The organism is Rubripirellula lacrimiformis (genome assembly GCF_007741535.1).
Classification (GTDB): domain Bacteria; phylum Planctomycetota; class Planctomycetia; order Pirellulales; family Pirellulaceae; genus Rubripirellula; species Rubripirellula lacrimiformis.
Genome location: NZ_CP036525.1, coordinates 2,227,672 through 2,254,433 on the forward strand (window position 1 = coordinate 2,227,672; position 26,762 = coordinate 2,254,433).

At 57.0% G+C, this 26,762-nt stretch carries 21 protein-coding genes and 1 pseudogene; 18 read left to right on the forward strand and 4 right to left on the reverse strand.

Annotated elements, in window-relative coordinates; genetic code table 11:
- Positions 1-180: 180 nt before the first annotated feature.
- The 6 genes from K227x_RS07905 (at position 181) to K227x_RS07930 (ending at position 10,003) form a co-directional block, all read left to right on the forward strand.
- Positions 181-2,337, forward strand: coding sequence for an efflux RND transporter periplasmic adaptor subunit (locus K227x_RS07905; protein WP_218933846.1), 2,157 nt, complete (start codon positions 181-183; stop codon positions 2,335-2,337).
- On the forward strand, positions 2,334-3,275 hold the full coding sequence (locus K227x_RS07910; RefSeq protein WP_145169012.1) for an efflux RND transporter periplasmic adaptor subunit: 942 nt from the start codon (positions 2,334-2,336) through the stop codon (positions 3,273-3,275). Before K227x_RS07905 ends, K227x_RS07910 begins: the two co-directional genes overlap by 4 nt.
- An 80-nt stretch (positions 3,276-3,355) precedes the next feature.
- Positions 3,356-5,335 (forward strand): zinc metalloprotease, encoded by a 1,980-nt coding sequence (locus K227x_RS07915; RefSeq protein WP_218933847.1) that lies wholly within the window; start codon positions 3,356-3,358, stop codon positions 5,333-5,335.
- Positions 5,325-5,921, forward strand: coding sequence for a peptide chain release factor family protein (locus K227x_RS07920; protein WP_246146664.1), 597 nt, complete (start codon positions 5,325-5,327; stop codon positions 5,919-5,921). The genes K227x_RS07915 and K227x_RS07920 overlap by 11 nt, the downstream gene beginning before the upstream one ends.
- 90 nt (positions 5,922-6,011) lie before the next feature.
- The gene (locus K227x_RS07925; RefSeq protein ID WP_145169014.1) at positions 6,012-8,276 is read left to right on the forward strand and encodes an FAD-dependent oxidoreductase; all 2,265 of its coding nucleotides are present in this window, start codon (positions 6,012-6,014) and stop codon (positions 8,274-8,276) included.
- A gap of 56 nt (positions 8,277-8,332) precedes the next feature.
- Entirely contained in the window at positions 8,333-10,003 is a 1,671-nt protein-coding gene (locus K227x_RS07930; RefSeq protein WP_218933848.1) for an FMN-binding protein, read from the forward strand.
- 27 nt (positions 10,004-10,030) lie between these two features.
- Here the strand turns inward: K227x_RS07930 and K227x_RS07935 are convergent, their stop codons facing one another.
- Positions 10,031-10,807 carry a (5-formylfuran-3-yl)methyl phosphate synthase gene (locus K227x_RS07935; protein ID WP_145169016.1) on the reverse strand — a complete coding sequence of 259 codons (777 nt, stop codon included), beginning with the start codon at positions 10,805-10,807 and terminating at the stop codon, positions 10,031-10,033.
- Between the two features lie 133 nt (positions 10,808-10,940).
- Here K227x_RS07935 and K227x_RS07940 point away from each other — a divergent pair, with 133 nt between their 5' ends.
- Complete coding sequence (locus tag K227x_RS07940; RefSeq protein ID WP_145169017.1) at positions 10,941-12,131, forward strand: ribonuclease D; 1,191 nt, start codon at positions 10,941-10,943, stop codon at positions 12,129-12,131.
- Positions 12,132-12,815: 684 nt separating this feature from the next.
- Here the strand turns inward: K227x_RS07940 and mntR are convergent.
- Positions 12,816-13,226, reverse strand: a complete 411-nt coding sequence (mntR, locus tag K227x_RS07945; protein ID WP_145169018.1) for a manganese-binding transcriptional regulator MntR — start codon at positions 13,224-13,226, stop codon at positions 12,816-12,818.
- Positions 13,227-13,444: 218 nt separating this feature from the next.
- Here mntR and K227x_RS07950 point away from each other — a divergent pair, with 218 nt between their 5' ends.
- The 5 genes from K227x_RS07950 to K227x_RS07965 all read left to right on the forward strand — a co-directional run bounded on the left by K227x_RS07950 (position 13,445) and on the right by K227x_RS07965 (position 17,342).
- Entirely contained in the window at positions 13,445-14,569 is a 1,125-nt protein-coding gene (locus tag K227x_RS07950) for a DUF1559 domain-containing protein (RefSeq protein WP_145169019.1), read from the forward strand.
- Between the two features lie 50 nt (positions 14,570-14,619).
- Positions 14,620-14,895, forward strand: a complete 276-nt coding sequence (locus tag K227x_RS07955) for a hypothetical protein (RefSeq protein ID WP_246146665.1) — start codon at positions 14,620-14,622, stop codon at positions 14,893-14,895.
- 1,043 nt (positions 14,896-15,938) lie between these two features.
- Entirely contained in the window at positions 15,939-16,091 is a 153-nt protein-coding gene (locus K227x_RS31090; protein WP_246146666.1) for a hypothetical protein, read from the forward strand.
- A 5-nt stretch (positions 16,092-16,096) separates the two neighbouring features.
- Complete coding sequence (locus K227x_RS07960; protein WP_246146832.1) at positions 16,097-16,651, forward strand: hypothetical protein; 555 nt, start codon at positions 16,097-16,099, stop codon at positions 16,649-16,651.
- A gap of 220 nt (positions 16,652-16,871) precedes the next feature.
- Positions 16,872-17,342: a hypothetical protein gene (locus K227x_RS07965; RefSeq protein WP_246146667.1), complete on the forward strand. Its 471-nt coding sequence runs from the start codon at positions 16,872-16,874 to the stop codon at positions 17,340-17,342.
- Between the two features lie 1,114 nt (positions 17,343-18,456).
- Here the strand turns inward: K227x_RS07965 and K227x_RS30330 are convergent.
- Positions 18,457-18,621 (reverse strand): hypothetical protein, encoded by a 165-nt coding sequence (locus tag K227x_RS30330; RefSeq protein ID WP_218933849.1) that lies wholly within the window; start codon positions 18,619-18,621, stop codon positions 18,457-18,459.
- Between the two features lie 2 nt (positions 18,622-18,623).
- Here K227x_RS30330 and K227x_RS30335 point away from each other — a divergent pair, with 2 nt between their 5' ends.
- The 3 genes from K227x_RS30335 (at position 18,624) to K227x_RS07980 (ending at position 21,762) form a co-directional block, all read left to right on the forward strand.
- The gene (locus K227x_RS30335) at positions 18,624-18,791 is read left to right on the forward strand and encodes a hypothetical protein (protein WP_218933850.1); all 168 of its coding nucleotides are present in this window, start codon (positions 18,624-18,626) and stop codon (positions 18,789-18,791) included.
- Between the two features lie 746 nt (positions 18,792-19,537).
- Positions 19,538-20,230 (forward strand): PEP-CTERM sorting domain-containing protein, encoded by a 693-nt coding sequence (locus K227x_RS07975; protein WP_145169024.1) that lies wholly within the window; start codon positions 19,538-19,540, stop codon positions 20,228-20,230.
- A 1,394-nt stretch (positions 20,231-21,624) separates the two neighbouring features.
- A complete protein-coding gene (locus tag K227x_RS07980) occupies positions 21,625-21,762 on the forward strand; it encodes a hypothetical protein (protein ID WP_218933851.1) in 138 nt (45 codons plus the stop codon).
- 249 nt (positions 21,763-22,011) lie between these two features.
- Here K227x_RS07980 and K227x_RS07985 read toward each other — a convergent pair.
- Positions 22,012-23,375 (reverse strand): annotated as a pseudogene (locus K227x_RS07985) (IS3 family transposase); the annotation flags it as partial.
- A 208-nt stretch (positions 23,376-23,583) separates the two neighbouring features.
- Here K227x_RS07985 and K227x_RS07990 point away from each other — a divergent pair.
- The 3 genes from K227x_RS07990 (at position 23,584) to K227x_RS08000 (ending at position 26,545) form a co-directional block, all read left to right on the forward strand.
- A complete protein-coding gene (locus K227x_RS07990) occupies positions 23,584-24,336 on the forward strand; it encodes a hypothetical protein (protein ID WP_145169025.1) in 753 nt (250 codons plus the stop codon).
- A 109-nt stretch (positions 24,337-24,445) separates the two neighbouring features.
- Positions 24,446-25,084: a class I SAM-dependent methyltransferase gene (locus K227x_RS07995; protein ID WP_145169026.1), complete on the forward strand. Its 639-nt coding sequence runs from the start codon at positions 24,446-24,448 to the stop codon at positions 25,082-25,084.
- A 1,194-nt stretch (positions 25,085-26,278) separates the two neighbouring features.
- The gene (locus K227x_RS08000; RefSeq protein WP_145169027.1) at positions 26,279-26,545 is read left to right on the forward strand and encodes a hypothetical protein; all 267 of its coding nucleotides are present in this window, start codon (positions 26,279-26,281) and stop codon (positions 26,543-26,545) included.
- The last annotated feature ends 217 nt before the right edge of the window (positions 26,546-26,762 follow it).

Genomic DNA, 26,762 nt, shown 5'->3' on the forward strand with positions numbered 1-26,762 from the left:
CGGGGGCGTCACCGATGCATCCGGTTTGGTGATTTAGGGTGACTGCGGGGAATCGCAGCCGAAAACGGAGTTGTCATCCGAGGGGATGATTTGATATGGCATCGAAGTCGACGTCCGCCGAAGTGGGGACGTCGGTGCCTTTGATTGCCCATGTCCCCCGAAATCGGTGTTGGTTTTCCTGTGAGTTCGGCCACCGCTAGTCAGCCGTTTGTCTTTCAGCCCTCGGCTCGCGCCGATGCGGCAGATCGATCGGTCGATGTGGTCGGCGAAACTCGACGCGAGATCGCAGAGATCGTGCGTGAAGTCGCGGCGGCGGTTCGCAGCGACCGGTCGCAGGCTCAGTTCGTTTCCCTGTTGGCGGACCGGACTCTACGCGCGATGGCCGCCGAAGGGGTCGTGTTTTGGCAGCGTGATTCGGCCTGCGATTCGCTTGCCTATCGCTGTGTGCATCGGATCGGACGAGTCACCGATCGTTCGATCGCCGACGAATGCCGCCCAGCCCACGAACGTTTGTTGGCCGAAATCGGTGCGGAGGGATCACCGGTGGTGGTGCCCGCGACACCGGGCGCAGTCGACCCCGACGTACCAAGCAATCCGACCGAAACGCCCGCGGCACTGGTGCCGATCGATGGGGACGGATCGCTTGCGGGATCGGACTACATTTTCGAAGTCTTTCTGGAACCCGGTGGCGGTGTCGCAACTCAGCGAGGTTATCTGCGTTTTGTCGCTCAGATGGCCGACTTGGCGGGCGAATTTTTACGTGCCGACCAACTGCGATCTCTGCGGCGTCGCGAATCCGTGGCTTCGATGGTCGACGATCTGACCGCTCAAATGCACCGCTGCAACGACCGCCAAAAACTAGGTGGTTTGATCGTCGATGGTGCCGCCGACGGATTTGGTTTTGACCGGGTCGGGCTGCTGAAGTTCCCAGCGGCCAACAAACACCATGCATCGCCTGAATTGATTGCGGTCAGCCATGTTCATGCGATCGACCAGAAATCCGCGGCCGCACAGCAGCTTCGCCAAGTCGCTGATTTTGAATTGAATGCCGACGGGTGTCGTTGGTTCGATTCGACATCGACGCCCAAGGAATCGGGTGCCGACGCGGCCCAGGACGGAAAACTCTCTGTACGCGCGATCGCCGCCGCCGTGGACTCTGCCAAAGATTCAGCGGACTACCGTTTGGTGGGGATGCAGGTCAGTGGGCAGCCTGCCATCACCGACGAATTTCGCGACCAATGGGTGCGGTTTGCGACACACGCCGATTTGGCGATGCGGAATATCGATCCGGTGCATGGAAGACGCGCCGGTGCAACCTGGACTTGGTGGTCGACCGCTGCTTCGCCGATCCGGCGATGTTTGGCTTGGGGGTCGTTGGCGACGGTGTTGACGGTCGCCGCTGTGTTTCCAATCCCGCTGGTGATTGATGCCCCGGCGGTTATTCGACCGGCCGATGCGCAGATGGTTTTCGCACCGCGCAATGCGACCGTGGATTCGATCGTCGTCCGCCATGGAGACGCCGTCGTCCAAGGACAAACCTTGTTGACCTTGTCGGATGATTTGCTGGACGAAGAAATCGGGTCGTTGATAAGTGAATTGGGCATCCTGTACCAACAGGAGCGAAGGTTCACTCGCGCGATGGCAGACGCTTCGTCCGCCAACTCACAGCAGATTGAAAAAACGCAAAGCGATGTCACTTTGGTCGCCGAGAAAATCGCGTCCGCGAATGAACGCCTGGAACTGCTGCGGATGGTCCAGAAATCTCTTGTCGTGACTGCAGACCGTGACGGGGTCGTCGATGCATGGCAGATTGAATCGCAACTGCAATCGCGTCCGGTCGCGCGCGGCGACGCCTTGATGCGAGTGATCGCGGCCGATTCGAAGTGGTGGGTTGAGGCCAGAGTGCCTCAGAACCGGGTCGCCCATCTGCAACATGCCTCATCATCGGCGTCGCCCCAACCGTCCACGGTGACCGCGTCGGATGGATCCACCGTGGGCCAGCCTGGGGAATCCAAAGTGGTCGCGCAAGTGTCGCTGGATTCGGATCCGGGGCACATCATGCAAGCGTCGTTAGTGCGGATTGGTCCGGCGGTGATGGTCGAGGGTGAATCGTTTCCGGCCACGGCGACCTTGCTGCAACTGAACGCTGGCGACGGCGCGTCGATTTTAGATCCACGCCAAAACCGCAATCCATCCGGTGCTCCGGCGCGTGCGATGTTCCGCTGCGGATACCAACCGGCGGCGTACGTATTGTTCCAAGATCTGTATCACGCGATCCGCGACACCACGCGGTTGTATTTGGCGGGTGCATCCTCTGAATCACGAGAATCGTCATGAATCGAATGTTGCCAACCTTGGCTGTGTGGATCTGTTTGACCGTTTCGTCGTCGGTGACATCGCAGGATAACGCGGGTGTCCAAGTCGACGACAGTGTTGTCCGCTTCGCAAGCGAAGTGGATGTTCCAGCGCTCGAAAGTGGTCCCTTGGCTGAAATCTTTGTTCGCCAAAACGATTCGATCGAAGCCGACAGCCCGATCGCTCGGCTGCACAGTCATTCGCTGCAGATCGAACGGCGATCGGCGAAGGCTCGCTATGATTCAGCTGAAAGGGACGCTGCCAACCAAATCGATATCCAGCGAGCCGAAAAGGCATTGGAATATGCTGTCGCGGAATTGGAAACCAAAACTTCGATGCAGAACGAGTTTCGTGGCGCTGTCGCACGGGCCGAGATCCGAAAATTGAGACTCGGCGTCGAGCTGCAAAAACTGGAAGTTCGACAGGCCGAGCTGGATCAAGGCAAGGCACTCACCAACCAGGCGCTGTTTGGCGCCGAGTTGTCGCTACTGGACAATCAACTAGAAAACATGGAAGCCCAAAGCCCGATTAGCGGTGTCGTCTTGGACGTCGCAAAGTCGGTCGGCGAATGGGTCAACAAGGGGGAAACGATTGCGACCGTCGGACGCATGGACCGATTGCATATCCACGCTTTCGTCAATAGTCGCCAACTTGCTCCCGCGCTGTGCAAAGGGTTGCCTGTCAGTGTCACCTGGAAAGACGACGTCGATGGTCGCGAAGTGTCCCTGCGTGGCACCGTGCTGTCGGTTGATCCACAATCGTTTTCAGGCGGACGTTTTCGGTTGCACGCAGAAATCGCCAACGTTCAACGCGGTGACAACCACGGTCAATGGCTGTTGCGTCCCGGAACCGATGTTCAGATGACGGTGTATCCCTCCGTCTCTGTTTCGCGGCGCCAGTCCGCATCGGGGACCCGATGAACGCGAGTCCGGCCACGGCGCATCAAAGCGATTTTCCAAACGATCGATCGGCAAGCGCTGCAAAACGATCGGATCGTCCGGTGCTGCGTCATGATTTGACCAGCATGGTGGTCGACGGATCCCATCGCGGTGTCCGCATCGTGGTCGACGAAATCAGTGGCCGATTCACGCGAGTGTCCAATGATCTGTGGCAGTCGCTGTGCAGTGGTACCGCGACCGAAGACGAATGGCAACAGGCGCGTCAGGTGGGTTGGACCCGCCATCGATCGGAAGCCAAGTCCACCAAGTTTTCGCCGCTGTACGTTCGACTGACAATCGGGTCGATCGATACCGTTGCCCAGCATCTAGCGGGTGTTACCGGGTGGTTGTTCGGCCGCAGGGCTGTCATGTTTTGGGCCACCACGATCCTGTTTGCCTTCGCATTGGTGATCAGTCATCGACAGCAGTGGATGGCGTCGTTCGATTCCTTGGGAAACTTTTTCGCCCAGGCCAATCCCATCGTGCTGGGCGGATTCTTCGTCGCCACGAAAGTGATTCACGAACTGGCGCACGCGGTGATGTGCCGCCGAGTGGGATCGCGATGTGGTTCGGTCGGCGTGCTGTTGTTATGTGGAATGCCCTGCCCTTTTTGTGATGTTTCCGATACGGCAAGACAACCATCGGCATGGCGTCGTGCATCCGTGATGTTGGCGGGGATCTATGTCGAACTGATCATCGCGTCGATCGCGACATTCGTTTGGTTGGCCGCACGGGATCCATCGGTGGCTTGGTATGCGTTCAATTTGATGTTCGTATGCGGCATCAGCACGCTGGTGTTCAATGCCAATCCGCTGATGCGATACGACGGCTACTTTGTGTTGTCCGATTGGATCGGCAGCGTGAACCTGCGCAGCGAAGCGCGTAGCGCTTTTCGTGCCTGGGTGGTGGCTCCGATCGCCGGACCCGGTTATCGAATTCGATTCAGCGGCGGCGTGCGTACAGGATGCTTGGCGCTCTATCACGCAGCATCGACGCTGTATCGGTTGGTCGTGCTGGTCGCGATCGCGTCGATGGGATTGGCGCTGGCCGATCGAATTCATTTGCGATCGGCGATGATCGCGTTGTTGGCTGTTGCTGCCACTATGATGCTTTTCCGAACGGCGAGGACTTGGGCTGCGGCGATCATCGGTCGCGGCGATTGGGGCGGAGTCTCTTCCGTCCGCCGTGGAGGGATCTTGATCGGTGGTGCTGCGTTGTCGTTGATGTTGGTTGGAATGCCGCTGCCCCGGTATCGAAGTGCGATCGGTCACGTGGATGCCGTCGAGGCGGTGCAGGTGTTTTTGCCAGTCGATTCAATCGTCGCCGACGTCAACTGCGGATTGGGGGACCATGTCCATTCCGGCACGACACTCGCTCTGCTAAGTGATGATCGGATGAAGATCGACCTGGCGTCGCTGCGCGGAAAAATTCGCGAAGCCGAGGCGATCAGTTGGATCTCCCGAAGATTCGAAATATCAAACGGCGCCGGCAGTGGCGGATCGCGGTCGGGGGTGGCTGATGCCGAGGTCGTTCATTGGAACAAGAAGTTGGCGTCGATTCAAATCCGCGCTGACAAGAATGACGTGCGAGCCCCGGTCAGCGGAATGGTGTTGCCGGCCGAACCGACGCTGCCTAACGATTCGCTTCGTGGAACGATGATGCTGGCCGATTATGTGGGCACCCTTTCCACGTCATCCAAAGCTTGGTGCCGAATCAGTCCCGACGGTCAACTGCATGCCGTGCTGCAAGTCGACGCCAGAGATCGCAACCACATTCGATTGCGATCCGCGGTGCGGATGACGATCGCAGCGAGGCCCGATGAAGTGATTGATTCGTGGATCGAATCGGTTTCGTCGATCGATTCGGATGCTGGATCCACCGTCCGACGTGGCGGATTCGAAGTGCTCTGTCCGCTGCCGATGGTCGACAGCGATCAGGTGATGGCGATGCTTGGCAGTCAATGTCGCGCGGTGGTGCGATTGCCCAACCAAAGTTTGGCGGGCGATGCATGGCAAAAATGGAAGGGTTGGAATGGCGAGTAGTTCATCGTCGCCAGCCGACGATACGCCTGAATTGCCGTCACCGGATGATCGAATGCCGGTGTCGATGGTCGACGGAGTCCATCCGGTATGGTTGGATGACGATGCGCTGCTGACGCAGTGTGACCTGCGTTTCCAACGCCGTAGCGGTCCCGGTGGCCAACATCGCAATAAGACCAGTTCAGGTGTTTTCCTGCATCACGAACCGACCGGGGTGACGGCCGAGGCGACCGAACGACGGAGCCAGGCGGACAACCGATCGGTGGCGTTGTCGCGGTTGCGTTTCCGATTGGCCGTCCAGCGACGCAGTCCATCGGTTTTGGAAATTCCAGCCAGCCCGCCGGCGGCGGAATTTCGCCAACGATACCGCGGCCATCCGTTGAAATTTCGTGACACCCATCCCGATCGGCCCGTTGTCCTGTCGCTATTGCTGGACGATCTGCACGCCAGCGGCGGGCAGCCCAGTGCGGTTGCCAAAATCTGGAAAGTTTCGACGACCAGCATCGTCAATCTGATGAAGTCACACCCGGCGGCTTTCACGTTGGTCAACGAAATTCGCAGCCATCACGGGCGCCGCCCGCTGAAGTGAAAAAGGTGCTTCATCGAAGGTGGTGGAAGTGGTTACAATGCGTGATCCACACGACATTTCTCACCGACGATTTTTAGGTACCCTGGCCCGATGTCAAAAACGACTTGGATAACCCTGTTCGCATTGATTCTGATGTGTCCACGACTGTCGGCTGCAGAAATCTTTGTGGAAACCGAAAGTTTCGAGGATCTGGGCGGCTGGAAACTGGATACCCAGTTCATCCAACAAATGGGGTCGCCCTACCTGTTGGCCCACGGTTTGGGCCAGCCCGTGGACGACGCGACGACCAAGATTCAGGTCGACCAAGCGGGGAAATATCGAGTCTGGGTTCGCACCTTTGATTGGGTCGCACGATGGGGCGCCCAACCTTCACCAGGCAAATTCCAAGTGGTGATCGGTGAATTGCCGCTGGACGAAACCTTTGGCACCCAGGGCGATGATTGGGGATGGCACGATGGCGGAACCGTCAATCTGGATGCCGGAACGACCAGCCTGCGATTGCACGATTTGACCGGATTCAACGGACGTTGCGATTGTTTGTACCTCACGACCGACTTGGCGACCGAGCCGCCGGATGCCAGCGGTGTATTGTCGGATTGGCGACGCGGGCAACTCGGTTTGCCCAGCCAACCGCGTAGCCGTGGGCCGTACGACTTGGTGGTCGTCGGTGGCGGGTATTCGGGAATGGGAGCCGCGCTGTCGGCCGCTCGAATGGGCTGCCGCGTTGCATTGGTGCAAGACCGTCCGGTCCTGGGCGGAAACGGATCCAGCGAGGTGCGAGTTTGGGCGATGGGCAACATCCGCCGAGGCAAGTTTCCTCGGATTGGTGAGATCATCGAAGAGTTCGCCGATAACGCGAAAAAGTCCCCGGGCACCTACGAAGAATTTGGTGACGATCTGAAAGAGTCCGTGGTGCGGGCTGAACCGAATATCGATCTGCTGCTGAACCACCACGCCTACGCTGCCGAAATGGATGGCCAAAAGATCCAATCCATCTCGGCTCTGGATACTCGCAGTGGCCAGGAAGTGAAGATCTTGGGCAACTACTTCGTGGACTGTACCGGTCATGGCTGGCTGGGGGGCTGGGCAGGTGCCGATATGGAAATGGCGAAAGGTGGCCGGATGGGGATGAGCAACATGTGGGCTTGGGACGAAGCCGGTTCGCCGACGCAATTCCCCAAAACGCCTTGGGCACTTGACCTGAACATGGAAGACTTTCCCTATCCACGCGATCACCATGGCCAATGGTTCTGGGAAAGCGGTTTTGACAAGGATGCTCTCGGCGGCGCCGAAGCGATCCGCGACTGGAACCTTCGCGCCGTGTTCGGTGCCTTCAACGCGATGAAGAACCGCGACGGTGCCGGTGACCATGCCGATGCGATTTTGACATGGGTGGCTTACATCGGTGGGCCGCGCGAAAGTCAACGTTTGATGGGGGACGTCGTGCTGAACCAAGATGACGTGGTCGCCAAGCGTGATTTTCCCGATGGTTGTGTGCCCAGCACGTGGTCGATCGACCTGCACTATCCCAAAGAAGAATTCGCCGACAAGTTTCCGGATAATCCGTTCATTTCCAAGGCGGTTCATGACCGACGTGTCGATCGATCGTACGGATATCCGGTCCCCTACCGGTGTTTCTATAGCCGCAATATCGACAACCTGTTCATGGCCGGTCGTTGCATCAGCGTGACGCACGAAGCTTTGGGCACGGTACGCGTCATGAAGACCTGTGGGATGATGGGCGAAGTCGTTGGCAAGGCCGCGTCGATTTGTGCCATCAACCAATGCAGCCCCCGTGATGTCTACGCCGATCACCTGGGCGAATTGTTGACGTTGTTGGAATTACCCGGCAAAGCGCGTCGCAGCACCCCTTCGGCTCCGATCGTGATTCCTGATGATGCGTTGCCTTTGGCCGGTCCGTTGGGACCACCGACTGGCAAATCGACCGACAAGTTGGAAGGAATCGTGGTCGATGACGTCAGTGCAAAATTCACTGGCAAATGGACCGAAGGAGCGGGGTTGAAAGGTTACGTTGGCTACGGCTATCGATACGCTTCGGGCAGCGGTGATGCGACCGCAACCTTTGTGCTGAAACCAAAAACATCCGGCCAATACGAAGTGCGTTTCTTTACCTCGGCCCACGAGAATCGATCCACCCGCACACCCGTCGCGATTCAGCACGGGGATCTGGTTCGCCAGCACCAAGTGGACCAGCGGCAGGATCGTGAACTGGATTACGTGGTCGTCGATCAGTTGCCTTTGCAAGCCGGCCAGGACGTCATCGTGACGGTCCAATGTGGTCAGGCCGATGGGAACGTTCACGTCGATGCGGTGTCGCTGGTTGAGGTGAAGTGAGCGACGTCGGGATGCCAGCGAAGGTCAATCGTCGGCAGCCTTGGCGATCACGATCGATGCAGGCTGCCCGAGTGGTCTTAGTCGGCGCCTTGTTGTTGTCGATTCCAAGGCCTCGAGACGCGCGGCCGGTTGCTTCGGGCGACCCGCCGCCGATCGATGCGGTCCGGTTGCTGCTGATCGATTCGGTTTTGCTGGATTCGGCGCTGCCTGAATCCGGGCAATCCGAGCCTGGGTCAATCGCCGACCGCGTCACCTTGGGCGACCATGACGATCACGGGTTGTGGGCATTGCAAGACGACGCTGGCAACACGCTAGGGTCGGTCGCTAGGACATTGCCGACCGCCCAGGACGTGGTCGGGTACCGCGGACCCACCGAAGCGCTGATTCTGTTCGACCCCGACTTGGTCATCGTGGCGGTCGATGTCTTGAACAGTGCCGATACCACCGAACACGTGGCGGCGGTCCGCGACGATGCCGGTTTCTTGAACCAGTTTGCTGGTTGGGCCTGGGGCGGGCCCAGCGGTGATGTCCGTATCGACGGTGTGTCCGGTGCCACGCTGACTTCGTTGGCGATGGCACAGGGGGTGATGCGGCGAATCGGCGGTGATCGACCATCGTTGGTGTTCCCCGACGAGATCACGGCTGACGAGCGGGAGGAATGGATTCAAAGCGATGACACGGCCAGCCGGTTGGTTCGCACCGGGCCATTGTCCGACAAAATCATCGGGTATCAGGGGCCGACCGAACTGCTGTTGCGACTTCGTGCGGATGATCGCGTCGAAAAATTGGCGATCCGGCACTCCTTCGATAACGAACCCTATGTCGATTACGTCCGGACCGAACGCAGTTTTTGGAAGCGGTTCGAAGGGCAAAGTCTGGATGAACTTTCGCGGCTGGACCCACAGGCCGCTGGCATCGAAGGCGTCTCGGGGGCGACGATGACCAGCATGGCGGTTGCCGACACCCTGGTCGCGGCGGCTGCCGAATCGGTGCGACGACAGAAAATGACCAGCGAATCGGCCAAGCGGAATGCGGCCCCGTGGGTGCGTTGGACGATGGCCGATGGCGTCACCATCGGCATCTTGCTGATCGCTGGCATTGCCAGTCGATGGGGGTGGTTTCGGTCACGATGGGGCCGGATGGCGTGGTTGATTTCGGTCGTTGTCGTGATCGGATTTTGGGCGGGCAATCTTGTTTCGATGGCATTGGTGGCCGGATGGGCGACCGAGGGGATCGCGTGGCGGTTGGCGCCGGGGTTGGCTGCGATCGCCGCCGTTGCACTGCTGGTGCCGCCGCTGACGAAGGCCAATCCGTACTGCAATCACCTGTGCCCACACGGGGCGCTGCAGCAATTGGTCCGACCGAAACCCAAATCACGTCGGCACCTGCGATTGTCGCGGCGGACCCATTCCGTGCTCACCTGGGGGCCGGGCGTGACACTGGTGATCGCCTATCTGGCGCTGCTGGCCATGCCGACCTTGGATCTGGCATCCTGGGAACCCTTTCACGCCTATCTGGTCCGCATCGCCGGTTGGGGATCAATCGGATTGGCATTGCTGACGATCGCTGTTTCGGCGCTGGTGCCGATGGCGTACTGCCGGGTCGGGTGCCCGACCGGCCGGTTGATCGAATACCTGCGGTTGCGAGCGACCAGCCACCGCTGGGGGCCTGCCGACACGGTCGCCTGTGGCTTGCTATCGATCGCCTGGGCTGTGCGCTGGTTGTGAACTTGCGGGATTGGAAGTCGCCGTTGGTCAATCGGCAGGCCGGAAGGACCGTGCCATCGCCGCCGACCAATCTCGCATTCGCTGCGGTGACAGTTCGCTGGTTCGGTCCTGGTCGCAGACATCGCCGCGAACGCCGATGCAATCCGGCACAATGTTCCACTGGGACAACACGGGAAAGTGTCGGACGCCGACGGATCCCGCCAATGCCCACCATGACGACTGCGCGCGGGCGGTTTCCGCTAGTTCGGTGATTTGGTCCCGATTCAGATGGTCCAGCGTCGATTTACCATCCTTGACGAAGGTGTCGATCAAGCATCGTTGGATTCCGGCCCGGCTAGCGGCTCGGAAAATCGTGACCGGATCGGGGCACGATGCTGCGGTATGGTCCGCGTAGGCGACCGCCACGAACTGGATCGATGGCGCCAGTTCGGATCGAACCCGGTCCCAAGTGTGGCAAAGGCGATCCATCGAAACGCTGTCACTCGGCCCCATTTTTGCGAAGGCGAATTCGGCGGGCAGGTCGCTGGCGATCCGCAGCGATTCCTGGCTTTCGCCCAAGGCGGCCGATAATCGGGGCGATTGGGGCAGATCGGCCGTCATCGCGATCGCGGCATGCCACAATTCAGCCGGTGCCGCGGCCAGAGGACCCTTGCGAGGCTCTTTTAAGTCCAGGATGTCGATCGGGTGCTGCAGGGCGATCCGCAGTTCGTCCTGGCTACGTAGGCTGACCAGCCATTGAGGGGCAGATGGGGGTGAAGGGCAATTGTGGTGCCCTCGATCGCAAGAAGTCTGCTCAATTGTCATGATTACCGCTCTGGGCGAGCCAATTGATGTCAATGTGGATAGGCGAGTGCCGCGGCGGTGGTTACAGTCGGGCGTGCTTTCAAAGCGCCATCAGACGTCATTTTTCATTAGACATCCAGCAGCAAGCGTAACGTTGAAATACGAGTCCATAAATACGGTCGAGCAGCTACAGCAGTTTTGCCAAGAGATCGCGGAATGCCCGCGAATCGGTTTTGATACGGAATTTGTCTCCGAAGACACGTTTCGGCCCCTGTTGTGCCTGATTCAAGTGGTGGCCGGCGATCGTCTAGCGATTATCGATCCGTTGGAATGCAAAGACACTTCCGCGTTCTGGGATCTGTTGACCGAGCCCGGCCGCACCGTGATCGCACACGCGGCTCGCGAAGAAGCCCGTTTTTGCATCCGATTCACCGGGAAACCGATCGCCGGGCTGTTTGATACCCAATTGGCGGCTGGGTTTGTGGGGATGGAATACCCCGCCTCGCTGGGCACCCTGGTCCAGCGGTTGGTGGGCAAAACGTTGCCCAAGGGCGAAACCCGCACGAATTGGTATCGGCGCCCATTGACCAAAGACCAGATCACCTACGCCCTGCACGACGTCACCGATCTGTTCGAAATGCACGATCAGTTGGCCAAAATGGCCGAAGACCTTCAACGTGCCGATTGGTTGGAAGAAGAAACAGCGATCTTTCAGCAAAAAGTCATCGATGCCGAATCACGCGAAAATTGGCGACGGGTCAGCGGAGCTTCCGGTCTGAATCCGCGACAACTCGAAACCGTTCGCCAAATCTGGTTGTGGCGCGAAGAACGGGCCCGCGATCTGGACCGGCTGCCTAAACGGATTTTGCGAGATGACTTGTTGGTCGAACTGGCCCGCAAGGGATCGACCGATGTGCAAAAAATTCGTGGCATTCGAGGCATGGAACGTCGCGGTTTCAGTGACCAATACGAAGCGATCGCCGAAGCGATTGGTACCGCTCTGGCAACGCCGGATGCGGACCTGCCACGTCGGCCGCGCGGAACACGACGCGTCGTGTCACCGATGCTGAGTCAGTTTTTGTCGACGTCGATCGCCTGCATCAGCCGCCAACACAAACTGGCACCGTCGATCGTAGGCAATGCCGAAGACGTTCGCGAACTGCTCGGCTACGAACTCGATCGCCGCGACAAAGACGCCGAACCTTCGCTGCTGAAAGGGTGGCGTGGTGAAATCGTAGGCAAGACGTTTCGCCGCATCCTGGCTGGCGAACTCGCAATCCGAGTGGCGGATGTCAAAGAATCCCAGCCGCTGGAATTCATCGAAGTCGACCCATCCAAAAAGTAGCGAAGCTCGCCAACGGTTTGTCGATAGAGTCGACCTTTCAACGGCAACGGTGAGCCGCTGGCTGTGAGGCCGCGGGCATGGAGGGGATTCCCGGCCGCTCACGCGATCACGGCTCACAAAATCGACAAACCGCCCAGAACTTCGGCCTCCGCCACAACACCCGTAGCGAAGCTCGCCAAGAGCTTCGGCCTCCGCCGCCCGCGGGCATGGGGGGGATTCCCGGCCGCTCACGCGATCACGGCTCACAAAATCGACAAACCGCCCAGAGCTTCGGCCTGCCGCAACACCCGTAGCGAAGCTCGCCAAGAGCTTCGGCCTCCGCAGCCCGTGAGGCCGCGGGCATGGGGGGGATTCCCGGCCGCTCACGCGATCACGGCTCACAAAATCGACAAACCGCCAAGAGCTTCGGCCTGCCGCAACACCCGTAGCGAAGCTCGCCAAGAGCTTCGGCCTCCGCCGCCCGTGAGCATGGGGGGGGATTCCCGGCCGCTCACGCGATCACGGCTCACAAAATCGACAAACCGCCAAGAGCTTCGGCCTCCGCCACAACACCCGTAGCGAAGCTCGCCAAGAGCTTCGGCCTCCACTTCTAGCGCCCAATGCCGGCGGCATTGGCCGGCCGGTATCCGCAGCTGCGGGGAGCCTGCGACAGGTCAGCCCTGACGCAGCAGCACTCACCGGGCGTTACTCTTGAGGCCAACCGTGTTCCAGCACGTGCTTCATCGCGGACAGCGTTTCTTTACTGACATGGTGCTCGATCCCCTCGGTATCGATCGCCGCTGCCCGTTCGCTGATCCCCAGCTTACGCAAGAAACGTTCGACAATTTCGTGACGTTGTCTCGATTGCGTTGCCAAGCGTTTGCCTTTCGCTGTCAGTTCGATCGGCTGGTAAGGCTTGGTCAGCACAAATCCATCTCGCTGCAGTCGACCAACGGTGTTGCTGACCGTTGCATGCGTCACATCGAAATGGTGGACCAAGTCGATCGCACGGCACTGCCCCGACCGATCGATCGCGTCTGCGATCGCTTCAACGTAGTCTTCGGCGACTTCGCTGGCGTGGTCGGAACGGATGCGTTGGTAGTTGGGCGCAGACACGGTTGGACGTCAGTCAACGGGCGAAAGGACGGTCGGCCTGCGAAACGAGGCGGCCGCAAATGAACCAGATCCCGATTGTAGCAAAAAATCACCGTTTACACCTATTGCCCTGAACAGTCGAATCGCTAGGATCTGAAACTTAGCCAGGGCTAAGTTAGCCGCGGCTGCGTTTTTTTAACTCGGCAGTTAGCCGCGGCTAACTTCGGAAGGGTGATTCGATGCGTAGGTTGTTTCGAGATTCTCGCGCAGCAGTCGATTGGCCTGCCGGTCCGCGGACCGGCAGGCCGGCGTTTACGCTGGTGGAATTGCTGGTCGTGATCTCCATCATTGGCGTTCTGGTGGGGTTGCTGCTGCCGGCTGTTCAGAACGCTCGGGAAGCCGCCCGGCGAATGATTTGCAGCAATCATCTAAGGCAAATCGGGTTGGCGTCCCACAACTATCACTCGGCATTCAATCGATTTCCCGCCGGGTACGTCTCTTTCGCCACTCGCAACGGAGTGTCGCCGCCGCAGGTTCAAATGGATCCGTTGACCTGGGACGCAGGGCCGGGTTGGGGGTGGGCTGCCGGATTGATGCCCTTTGCCGAACAGTCGGCGATTGCTGACCAAATGCACGCCGACGAACCGATTTGGTCGGCCAGCAATCGAGCGGTGATCGAAGCGACGGTATCGGTCTTTTTGTGTCCCAGCGCCTCCGGCGGTGACCAGCCGTTTGATGTGCTCAATGAAATCGGTCAGCCAAAGATCATCGATGGGCATCCGATTCGTGTTGGACGCAGTCACTATGTCGCCAGCCACGGGCAAGAAAGCTGCTGGGGGGAATGCGGGTCTGCGGCGACGGGAGAAATCTTCGATAACATTTATCAAGGAACGACACGTATCGTCGCCATTGACGGTGATGCCGGTACCGTTGCCGACGGGCCCTTCTTTCGCAATTCGAAGACACGTCTGCGGGACGTCATCGATGGAACGTCCCAGACGATCTTCTTTGGCGAACACAGTTCGGCGCTCAGCGAAAAGACATGGGTCGGTGTCGTCCCCGGCGCTTACACTCACCCACGACTTCGGTCACCCGAAAATGGTGCAGATGCTGCGGCAACGCTGACTCTGGTGCATGCCGGCCCATCGGGCGGCGAACTGGACATCACCGGGCATCCGATCATTCACCCGGTCAATTTTCCAACCTATCACGTTGGCCAAATGTATTCCGAGCATCCCGGCGGTGGATGGGTCGCGATGGGCGATGGTTCCGTCCGGTTTGTGACCAATTTTGTTGACCTGTACCTGTGGGCCGAATTGTCCAGCATGGATGAAGGCGAAGTGATCGATTGGGAACGGCTATGATCCGGTTTCGAAGAACAGCCGGTTCGGCGCACGGGATTGTCGTCGCTGTCATGTCCGTGTTGGTAGCCGGGGCGATCGTCCTGTGGTGGTTGCGGCCCACCGAGGTCACGCTGGGCGACCACCAATACGATGTCGTCACCGCTTTGTACCGAGTTTGCAATCAACGCAGCGCGGATGGCTTGCGAGCGATTGAAGAGATGGGGCCGTTTGATGGGAGTGACGAAGGGGCGCAGGCGATCCACCAGATCATCACGCTAGGCCGCGCGGGACAGTGGCAAGATGCGGCAATCCTCTGCCGCCAAGCGATGGAAGATCAGGTCCGCTGACCGCCCTGTCTCGGATAAAAAATTCCCCGACGCCAAATTACCCCAACGCCAAATTCCCCCGACGCCAAATTCGCCGGATGTCAAATTCAACGTGCCACTGAATCCCAATCCGTATCGGTCGCCAACAAGCTGTGCGATGGCAAGACACGAAGCCTTCTCTACGGTGGTCCAGTTGCACGAGTGAGAGGCAAGGTGCGGTGGCCAGCGAAGGGCGAGACATTTGGGGGAAGGTAATTTGGTTGTGAAATCGTGAGGTCAAAACACGCATCACACTTCCCCCTCGCTCGGGCTGTGCGTGTGATGCGCGGGTCACCCGGGTAGAAAACCTTTTATTCCCGCCCGACCCAGGCCAGAATCCTCCTCAACCGCGTCCCACTTTCTCGGACTGCCTGACCTGCTTGCCGAAAACTACACTGTTGACGTTCTAATCGCCATTTACGCGATCGAGTATTGGCCCGCCGTGCTCGGCACGCTCGGCATGCTCGGCATGCTGTGCTGGATTGCGCAACACATGATCCGACGCAAGCCGATAACGATACGCTTACTGCTCGCATGCACATTTGTTTTCGCTCTTGGCATCGCACTCTGCCGACTTTCGGTGTCGTCGTGAATCCAGATTCTTGGCGACTCATTTCACGCAGTCTGGACTACCCAACGTTGCCGCATTCGCCGACTTTCTCCATCTCCGATGCGAAGCGATTTATTGCGTGTCCTCGATGATTTTGGTTGTACAATCACGATTTGAACCTCAGATGAGTTCAAACGATTGCTGACGACTGGATCAAGTCGTGTTGATATTTCGCTTTCACGAAATGGCGGCCGGTGCCGTTGGACAAGGTTCGTATCGCGGGGAACCATGGGATGCACTCGAAGGCCGCGAGTCATGTCAGTCGGTTTGGTCTGAGTCTTTCGAGCGGCCTCGGTGATCGCGAACGTTACGGTTGAATGGGGCTTGCGCTTTTGGGATCTGCAAGCACTGTGGAACGCTTCCGCACTCCGATTTTCGGCGTGTAACGTTCCAATCCTGCTTTCAGGCATACACTATGACTCCCCACCAAAAGCATCCCTGCGAACTCACCCGCCGAATGGCCGAGGACATTGTCATTCGCAGCTTGGCCCAGTCCACGATCGTTGCCTGCACCTATCACGTCCGATCAGTGACCACCGTATCATCGCAGCGGATGCTGACGAAGTGAAGTTGATGGCTCGTGACGGCGAGCGAGAGCAGGTGCCAGTGACGATGAGCTCCAGCGAATTCGTAAGCCGCTGGTGCCTTCACATTCAGCCGGACCAGTTAGCGAAGACTCGTTGCCTAGGTGGATGGAGCAGCAATCGCCGAGGCGCCTACCAGGATCGTTGCCGCGAGCAGTTGGAGGCAGTGGAGGGATGGCGACTTGAAGAACCATCAGCTGACTCGTCCAAGGCAGCGCTCGCCCAGTCGCCAGACCAAGTGTGCGAGCACTGCGGCAGCGACCGGATAGAACTGGTCCAAGATACGCCGAAGCCTTCATGGGCAGAGATCTTCTGGCGAGAGGACGATCGCTGCCCGGAGTGGTACGCCGACCGGCAGCGGGAGTCGCATCGTCGTCTCTGGACAGAGCGCAATAGTACCGATTTTTACGATTGGTACCTGGAAACCCAGGTAGAAAGTGCAGAGGGAATCGAGCGGGAGCCAATCGCCATGGTTCAGTTGCCGCTGGCAGGATTTACGGGCGATCTCGGCTACCCCCAGTCGTATCTGGTAGACTCATTCTGACGGGTCGGTCGTCTCGGCCTACGTCCGCTGCGCTGGCCCCAGTGCGGCGACAAAGTTCAACGCACGATCTATCCGTCAGCCAGGCGGCAACCCCAACATGCAACACTGGGATCTTTCACGCCTGGCCGAAGGATAGATCGCAATTCGTTATCCGACTGACGTAAACCACCGTGCATTCGCGTCACGAATGCCAAAGTTCTTCCAGCCGAAAGCCTCCGCTATGCGATTGATTGCCGCAGTCCTGTTTTTCGTAGCTTGCGTTTCCATCGCTAACCAGCCGGCCACTGCTGACGAGCCGGTTACCTTGATGGGCACGATTTCGCAATGGAGTTACCCCAATTCCAAGTTCAATGGTGCAGAGATGTCGGATGCCGCCACGGTTAACAGCGATGGCAATCGCACTGTGCAGTCGCTTGTATGCAAGGCCACAATGACAACCGACGACTCGATCGAAAAGGTACTCGACTTCTACAAGACAAAATTGGCCCCGGACAACAACGCCGACGACAAGATGAAAGCTAAACTCAAAGACGGTCGATCCGTTCTGGTGTCCGACGACTCCGAAGGCCGCCCATTTGCCCTCCATACGATCCTCATCAATACTAAAACGACTTCCACTACGTTGATCGTATCACGTGGCAGCGGCGAGACCAAAACTTACATCGTCTGGAAACACTACGTCAGACTCTAAAGTTGCGGGGCGCCAAACGATGCTACCGAGCGGCGAAGTCGGGCGTTTTGAAATGGTTGATCTTCTGTCGCCGCCGGCTGATCGTCAACGTTATCCCGCTAATGCTAATGAAAAAACAATTCATAGTAGTTGTTGCAACAATCATGCTGCCGGGATGCAACTCGGACCCGACAACAGACTCCGTAGAGAATCTCCCTGGCAATACTCAGGCGAATTCAGTTGTCAGTGTCCGGTCTCTCTTGGTGAGCCCGACGAAACTTGTCCTGGACCCAAAAGCAAGTCGTGTTGGTGATTTTGGCGGGCTAACTGATGGCTGTGATGACGGATGCTTGGAGGTGACGGCATTAGACGATGGCCAGTGTGAATTTGAATTCAAACACGGTGGATGTGGTGGAGTGTCATCAACATATCGCTGCCGAATTCCAATTGCTGGCGCTGCCGTTACAGTAGAGGTCGTTAACGGAGTTCTGACGCCCTCCTTCGAGCTAAAAGAATCCGACATCATCGCAAGAGACGGCCCAAACGCGGGGTGACAAAACGATACACGCGAAGCCGGACTTGCGCGTGTTCTTCAATGTTAGTATTATCGTTCCGGATCGGTGATCGTAGCCGTTGAACTTAATCGACTCATGATGGGCAATCGCTGGATTGCACCCGAGCGGGTGCAATGACGGCGCCACTTTGACGATTCACGATGGTCGGGCTCTTATCTTCTCGCGTCAGCATTGTGCTGGCGATCTCCATGTGCTTCGGCATTGAGCCGGTTGCGGTGTGACGTTGATCGCGTCCTGCCGTTGGGCACGGTTTTTTCGGCGACGGGTTCCGGATAGCTAGAATCGTTTCCCGAATAACTCGTCAAAAAGAAATGGGATTCCGCGCTCAGGTTGCCAAACTGTTCTCAACTGGTGGGACAACTTGTGATCAGCGTCGTGCTTGGAGTAAACTGGCAGTGTTGCGGGAGCGACCGATTGGATTGATTCCGCATAGGCTTCCCCCAGTTCGGCGATCATGAGTCGACAAAGTTCAACGCACGATCTATACGTCAGTCAGGCGGCAACCCCAACATGCAACATTGGGATCTTTCACGCCTGGCCGAAGGGTAGATCGCAATTTGTTATTCGACAGAAATGGAGTCTCCTGTGAAACCTTTGCCACTTTCTTTGCTGGCTTGCTTGCTAGCACACATGCCGGCAATTGCGGATGACACATTCACGTCGCCGCGTGTGATTGTGAACGCCGAGATCGCGGCGGTTCCGAATGGCGACCAGGAGGTCTTCACCGGTGCTTGTCTCTATTGCGACGTCATCGAATCAAGCTATCTCGCTGAATCCCAGCGTGAGCAAACCCGTGTTGCGAATCGGGAACAAGAAGTCACGCTACTGCAATCAAGGCTCGTTCGGTTTGGTGTACATCAACTACGGTTCACTGCTGTTGGGGGCGATGAGCTAACGACAGAAGACGTCATCGCCCGTTTCAAGGCTAATCCACTGGCGCTGATGCTACCGCATGGCGCAAAGCTACACCCACAGTTGGCGTCATCTCTCATGCCAGATACGGTGATTGTCTCGCGTGTTGATCGCCGGCCGACGCCGCTTAGACTGGTTCCACGTCCAGACGGCGGATGAAAATCCAATGCGCGTCAGCGGCGGAAAACGTGCGATTTGAACCCTAGCCAATCTCCGGCGGCGACGTGATTGGTGCCGTTATCCAGACGTGCCCCGAGGGCATAGAGCAAATGGACAGCCCGTACTCTCCACCATCCACTCCCTCTCGCACATCCGTAGCCTATAAGCCCAAAGAATTGCGGAACGAATGTCGTGCTGCAAGGCTCGCTGGTGGAATAGCGTTTGGACTTACTGTCAGGCTATTCGAGCCGGTTGTAACCGGTTGTCTCTGTTCACGTCCCCCCCGATCTTTGGTTCTATCGAGATCATTGTTTTTCTAACGCTAACCATAGATTTTTGCGTATCCATAACTACTCAGTTTGCGATCAAGACAATGCATTTCTAATGCAAAATGGACGGGAAGCATACCAAGTCCTGGATAACCAATAACGATTTGACATCGCGAGCTTGCGAGCCGACGTCCCAGTTCTTTGACCCCGCTTGAGCCGGGGAGAGTCAATCCTTCGTCGATATGTTTTATCATTGATCTGCACCTACAAGCTTCATCCCTCGTCTCCGTGAGTTTTTCTTATGCTTCGATCCGTTGCACTTCTTTTGTGTCTTGTGCTGACAGCAAGAGCGCATGCAGACCTCGTCTTTTTCGAGGACGTGGGAACAACTGCCTCATCATCTGGGCAGACGATTGCTTCGTACTCTGGTTTTACGTCCAGCCTTGTGTTTGAGGGCAGCATCCCTGCGTCTACGGTGATCACCCCATCAGCTCAACAGTCCAGTGGTTATGCTGGGGCCTCAGGTGGATCCCAGTTCGGGTTGCTTGAGTCCAGCGGGCAGGCGACAGATTTAATCATCCGCGGCATTGATACCACCCTGTACGTGCCGAACTCATTCGATTTGTCATTTGGGTTACGGAAAAGTCTTCCCGTTGGATTCTCTCGCCCGCTACTGATATTTGCCACCACTAACGACGTCGATTTCTCACTTGTGGACCAACCCTTCACTCTCTCTAATTCAAACTGGCAACAGTACACCGGCATCGGGTTGGACCTTCCGTCTAGCACTAACCTCAGCCTTTACATTTCCAAATCACCAGGGGTGATTGCTGGCATCGACGTCTTTGTCGATGACATTCGTCTAGATGCCGTGACCGCAGTTCCGGAGCCTTCGTCTTTCACGCTAGCTTTCATAGGTGCGGCGACAGTGCTCGTCCGTCGTAAGCGTCAGCAGAGGATTGGCGGACAGAAGACTCGACGAACCAAGCGGTGAATGCGGAGTGGCCGACCGCGCGTTTGCAAATGGAAGATCAACCGCGGCCACTCGGTTATCGCAAACGTTTGTACTTAACCGACGCGTCTTTTCGTGCATCGAAACCGATGGTCTCCGCGCACAGCCCGTGATCTTAACGCTTGATGGCGCTCCGTGATCGACTCGCATGACTGCCGACAACGATCACTGACGTCACGACCAAAAACTTGCGGGCCGATTTGATGCCCGCTATGCTGGCGTCTTGCCGACCGCTAGTCCGGCGACTGGTTCGGGCAAACGAATAGCCAAGTCCTGCAGCGGAGTGCGGCATCTGGCGTTTGGGAATTGAAAATCAATCGGTGGTACCCGCTGAAGACCAACGTTCTGCTGACAAGCGAATAGACATGCTTCGTTGCCGCTTCGGGATCTTGACGCTCTTTGTTGTGATAGCTGTATCCGCGGTTGGCATTTCGTTTTTCACGCCATTTTCGCCTGAAATCTCATGCCACCAACTTCGCATGGTGCGCGACTCCGAAAATCGAATCGCACAATTTGATATCCGGAACGACGGGGGCTTGCCCATTTGGTATCGAGCTGTCGACCATCGTCCATACGTTGCCGTGCTTGCGCGATACGATTTGGCAAATGATGCGGCAAACGGTCTTGTTGATCACAGCTGGCTTCCAGTAAACACGCGTGGGTTGTGGCGAGTGAAGTGGGGATCCTCGGGGAGTTGGGATCGCATGTCTCCTGGCGCACTCATCTCTTGTAGGGAAGGCATGGACACTGGGGATATAGCTTATCCTTTGCGGATTCAGATAGAACTACGCGACTGGCGAGGTAGGACTGCATCAGCTAACACGTATGTTCGCGATAGCACCCAAGTGAATTCGTCAGACTAGTCGGAGCAGAACAATGGCATGCACTGGAGAACGGCTTGCGGCGTTTGCTGGAATGGAAAGTCTTTCGTCCCCCCTCCCCGTGATGCTTGCCGTTGAACTTAATCGAGCGGGCTCCGGTGCAGTGGGGAGTCGCGGCTTGTTTAGCTGGCGGTGGTCAGCTTAGTGGCACGCATCCATGCGTGAAGGTGAGTGGGCATCCGTGCCAACTTGACTCAGCTGGGTGATCGTCGAGTTTTCTTGCCGCACGTGTGTCGTGCCCGCTGCCATCTGGTCTCGGTGGCGTCCTGCGGACGCTGTCGGTCGGCGGCCGTGCCGGAAGGTTGCCTGCTGAGTCTCTTGTTGGCCGCGGGCGGTGTTTCTGGTCCGTCTGGAAGTCTTCGGGCACGGGTTCGGTTGTGGCGAACGTTACGGTTGAATGGGGCTTGCGCTTTTGGGATCTGCAAGCACTGTGGAACGCTTCCGCACTCCGATTCTCGGCGCGCAACGTTCCAATCCTGCTTTCAGGCTTACACTATGACTCCCCACCAAAAGCATCCCTGCGAACTCACCCGCCGAATGGCCGAGGACATGATCATTCGCAACTTGGCCCAGTCCACGATCGACGCCTACACCTATCACGCTCGACGCTTCGGAATGTGTCAACGACATTGAGACAACTTTCTAAACGGTTCAGTGATTGATGCCAGCGCACTTGGGGGCCAGCCCCCAAACCCCCGGGATTTTTTCAGGCATCGCTCGGGTGTTCAAAGGTGTTTTCGGTGGTAAGGTTGATTCGTCCGGTGAAACGGAAGACGGCTCTGCGGGGACGCAACCGTCCAAGGGATAATCGGATCGAGGGTGCGTCAAAGACGTTTCTTCGGAAGCTCCCGGGCAGGTTGGCTCGGGGGCTTCCCTTTTGCGTTCATCGATTGGTTTGGGAGGGTTGATCCAGACGGCTTTGGGAACACTTGCTGGCTTGGGAATTCCGTGAACGAAACGCTCGGGTGTTTTTTTCCACGCACCATGAAGAGTCTGCGTGCGAGCGGCAGTTACTTCCTCGGCGCGGCCGAAGTGCAACGATGATGGAGTTAGCAACCCGATGCCGCTGTGATAGTGCTCGTTGTTGTACCAGGTGAATAACGTGCGACAGAACTGCAAGCCGTCTTCGTAACAGCCAAAGCGTTTGGGGAACTCAGGTCGATACTTCATCGTTTTGAATTGGCTTTCCGAGAACGGATTGTCGTTGGAGACGTGCGGTCGGCTGTGTGATTTGGTGACGCCCAGCGAACTGAGTAGCTGCGCGACGCTGTGAGATGTCATCGAAGGTCCCCGGTCGCTGTGAATGATCAGTTGTTCGGGTGGAATGTTCTGCTTGTCGATCGTGGTTTGGATCAGCTGCTTGGCCAAGTCGGCGCTCTCGCTATCGGCCAGCATCCAGCCAACGACGCAGCGGCTGTAGATGTCCAGAATCACGTAGAGGTAGTAGTACGTCCATGTTTCCGGACCTTTGAGCTTGGTGATGTCCCACGACCAGACTTCGTTGGGCGCGGTGGCGAGAAGTTCTGGTTTGCGATACTCGGGATGTTTCAGCTGGTTTCGTCGTTCGCGCGTGCTTTGGTTGTCGGCCAAGATGCGATACATCGTTCGCACGCTGCACAGGTAGTCGCCCTCGTCGAGCAACTTGGCGTAGACCTGTCGTGGTGCATGATCAGCGAAACGCTCGCTGTTGAGTTGATCAAGTACTTCTTGGCGTTCTTGCGGTGATAGAGCTCGAGCGGGCGCCGGCCTCGGCGCGGCTTGTCGATCGGGGTCGCGGCGACGATAGAACGTCGCACGCGACACATTCATCGCACGGCAAGCCGCCGCGACGCCGACTGTTTCACTCAGTTGTTTGGCGGCTGTCAGTCGTCCTTCTCGTGTGATCGTATCTGCATCATCTCCGAGACTTTTTTTTGGACGTCAATGATCAGCTCGGCGTGGCGGAGCTTCTCCTTGAGCCGCTCGTTCTCACGTTCAAGACGTTTGAGTTGATCGGCTGGTGAAGTTTTGCCGTTAGACTTTTTCGATGATGACAATGATTCCTCCCGCAATTGACGACGCCATTTTGCCAGGACCGAGGAGTAAATTCCCTCGCGTCTGAGCAACGCCCCGATTTCTCCGGGCTCGCTACAGCTTTCGGCCTCCAGGGCGAAACGGCGTTTGTAGTCGGCGGTGAAGCGGCGACGGGCCGCTTTCTGTGTCACCTCGGGATCTTTTTCAATTTTTTTGTTGGCGGTATCGGTCATGCGAATGCTCCATGCCCTCAACTCTGATGAAATTCAAAGTTGTCTCACGCATGTTGGCACAGAGGGTGACACGCGAAAATTGCGTTTCGGATTTGAATTCACAACTTGCTTGACCCAGGCGTTGCACCTGATTTGTGTGTCACCCCAACTCTGCGGTACAATCTCAAACTGCTTAGGCAGTTGAACTATAACGCTATCTCGCTCGAACATGAACTCATCCACGGCTCACGCAAACCGACTCAGTATTCTGCATCTCCTGTGCTTAACCGCAGGCGTGGGAATCGCGATTACCATCACTCGTGGAATAGATCGCCTTCGGTTTTCTGCTGATGCAATCTACTACAATCTGGATGGTATCCAAGGGATTGACGCCTTTGCCGCATTGGTCGCCGCAGTTTATGGCGTTTGCCTTACGACATTCATCTTTGCGTATAGGTCCGGCGACTTGTGGGGCAGCCCTGGCAAGACATTGGCATTGTTGTTTGCCACGATGTGTGTACTCAATTGGACGCTCGATCTGTTTGCCGCCGTCCTCATGAACTATCGTATGCAGATAGGACCGCCCGTGGGTATGCCCGACACTCGTGGGTACATCACTGGCATCTGGTATCGGGACTTCGCGCCATCGCTCGGATACGTTTTCGGATTACCCGTCCTCGCACTCGTGGTCTACAAAACGAGGTTGCAGGGGGCCTCTTGGCGAATGGTGTGGATCGGCTTCTTCGTTTTCGCCCTGTTGATCGTCGGGACCATGCATTTCGATGTCGATCAGCACCTGCCGATTGCAATCCGACCTTGGTACTTCGAAATTGCAATCGGGATACCAATCGTTCTGTTGGCTCTTGCTACGGGCCTCAGCCTGTTGCGGCGCGAGCGACTGGACTGGTGGACAACAATAACAGCACCGCTGATAATAGTTGTCTGGGGAATCGGCGTTTTCGTCAAAGCCACCGCGGCATAACCCAGAATTGCACGTTAGAACGCGAGCGAGCGTTGTTGAGATGTTGACTCTCCCTCGCGTTCCCGCTGGTGCGTGCCGTTATGTTGCTTTCTAATACATGAAGCAAAGAATGAGCAAATCGCAAACTTTCTGGGACAAGGCCTCAAGCAACTACGACAGGACAGAGGAACGCTTTGAATACATTCACAGCAAGAGCAGAGAGAACGCGAAAAAGTATCTCAATGCTGACGCTGTTGTTTTGGATTATGGATGCGGGACAGGTACGACAACCTGTGAATTCGCCAGTCTGGTAAAAGAGATTCATGCTCTTGACACATCGTCGAAGATGATTGAGCTTGCAAAGCAGAAAGCATCCGTGAACGCGAGTGGGAACGCTCACTTCGTGCAGACGGATATATTTGATGATCGCTATGAAAGAGAATCATTTGATGTGATTCTGGCTTTCAACATGCTGCACACTGTTGAAAATGTGCGTGAGGTCATGCAAAGGATTCATGACTTGCTGAAGCCGGAAGGAAAGCTTATTTCTGTAACTCCTTGTCTGAAGGAGAAAATGTCATTTTGGGTTAATTTGCAGATTCAACTTGTTCGGCTTTTGACTAGGACTGGGGTAATTCCTGTTGCTATAAGAAGACTGGTAAGCTCCGAGTTGGACGATCTGATGGCAAAGGCGAATTTTCAAACCATTGAAGCTGAAAAAATATTCAAAGGTGCTTCAAGCTATTTTGTTGTCGCAAATAAGCGATAGGACACGTAACCTCGAGTCAAAGCGAACCGTGGTGATCGCAACATGACAAATCCGTGAACCGGAGCACTCAATCACGCGGCAACCGAATAGAGGTGTTCCGTTCGTGCCCGGTTGCGGCAGTCGTTCGTCGAAGTGGCCGGCTGGAACCCGAACTTCATCGCGCAAGTCCTTGGCATATCTGTGAGTTGGTATGCGTCGGCTCTGGTTCAGTCCCGCAATCATTTCAGGTGCCGTATGGAGCGACTTCATTTTTCACTGCGTCATCTCATGCTGGCAGTTGCACTTGTGGCCGCGGTCATTGGGATCGCTGTCCAGGGTTCACGCTCGTCGCGACGAATGGGGGATGTTGAGAAGCGTCTTTCAGAGACCGAAAAGATGCTCGATGAAGTGGCCAGGCCGCGTTATCCGAGTGCGCGTGTGATCGTAACCACGCCGGACGGACGGCAGGGTGGAGGCCCATTGTTGCGGATGACATCAGGCCGATTCGAGAATCACGATCGCCGAACGATGACCCATTGGAGCGGGCCAACGGAATGGGGGAACGCATCGTCCGGCGGTTATTTTTGGCGATACATTGGGTCAGAGGGGGATCGTGACATTTACGAGTTTGTCGTCGTCTTTGGGCAGCGATTGCCAGCAGAGCCAGACGAACGGGCCAATTCCGCAATCGTTCGATACGTTTCGTTTCGGAACGCTCCACTGAGTGTCATGAGCCAACACGGGTTTTCAATTTCTGTTGCCCCGTGACTCGCATCGATTGGCATATCCATGGGGTGAACCGGAGTCGCCGATCTTGCGATTGTTTCAACCAATGTTTTTTTGCCTCAGATCCTGAACGATTCTGGCGACCGCCGAAAGCTTTGCTGCGAATTGGTTCGCAGTAATTGTCCTGCATCGTTATACTTTGCATCTGAAGAAACTTGCGATTCGCAACCAGTGGCACTTGATGTGTGGTGCGAACGTGAGGATTTGAACGCTTGGCGCGTTTTCCTGAAATCCTACGATGGTCGGGTCCTTGAAGACGGGGAATCATGTGGTGTTACGGAGCGGCGTTGGCACGCGGTTTCATCTGCTCGCTAGTCCATCGCCGCCGCCCGCAAAGCCCTGACGTTGTGTGGTTCTCGTGCGAGTGCGTTCAGGCTCTATCGTCTTTCATGTCGTTGTCGAACTCCAGCCCCGTTGCGGACCTTCTGAATGAGCAACGCCACGAAGAGGCTGATCTGGATTCCGACAGTTTTGCTGACCAACGTTGCGGTTTGGTATGCTTTGCAGGGCTTCGGATCGCTTGCCGTCCTCGCCGCATCGCTCTGCGCGTCGTTCATTGCCCGCGAGATAGTTGGATCCATTTTCTACGTGAATAGGATTTATCACGAGTCGATTGCTGAAGAATGCGCAAAGCTTACTGCCGAGATTGAGACTTGGCGTGAAGGTGCTTCGGACGGCGACGACGGCTTGTCTTGATTTGTGCCATTTCCTGATCGGTTTTGTGTGTTGGTCGCTCTGCCGCACAGTCGGATAGGCGGGGCGCGACGGATCGAAGCGGCGCGTCCCGTGGTTTCCTTGGGCTAGCTACAAGGAGTGTATCCGCATCGATCACTGACCCCGGAAACGAATGTTTTCGATTTTCGATCATCTGATATCGGTGCAACCATCGTCTGCACTAACCGTCGGGGAGTTG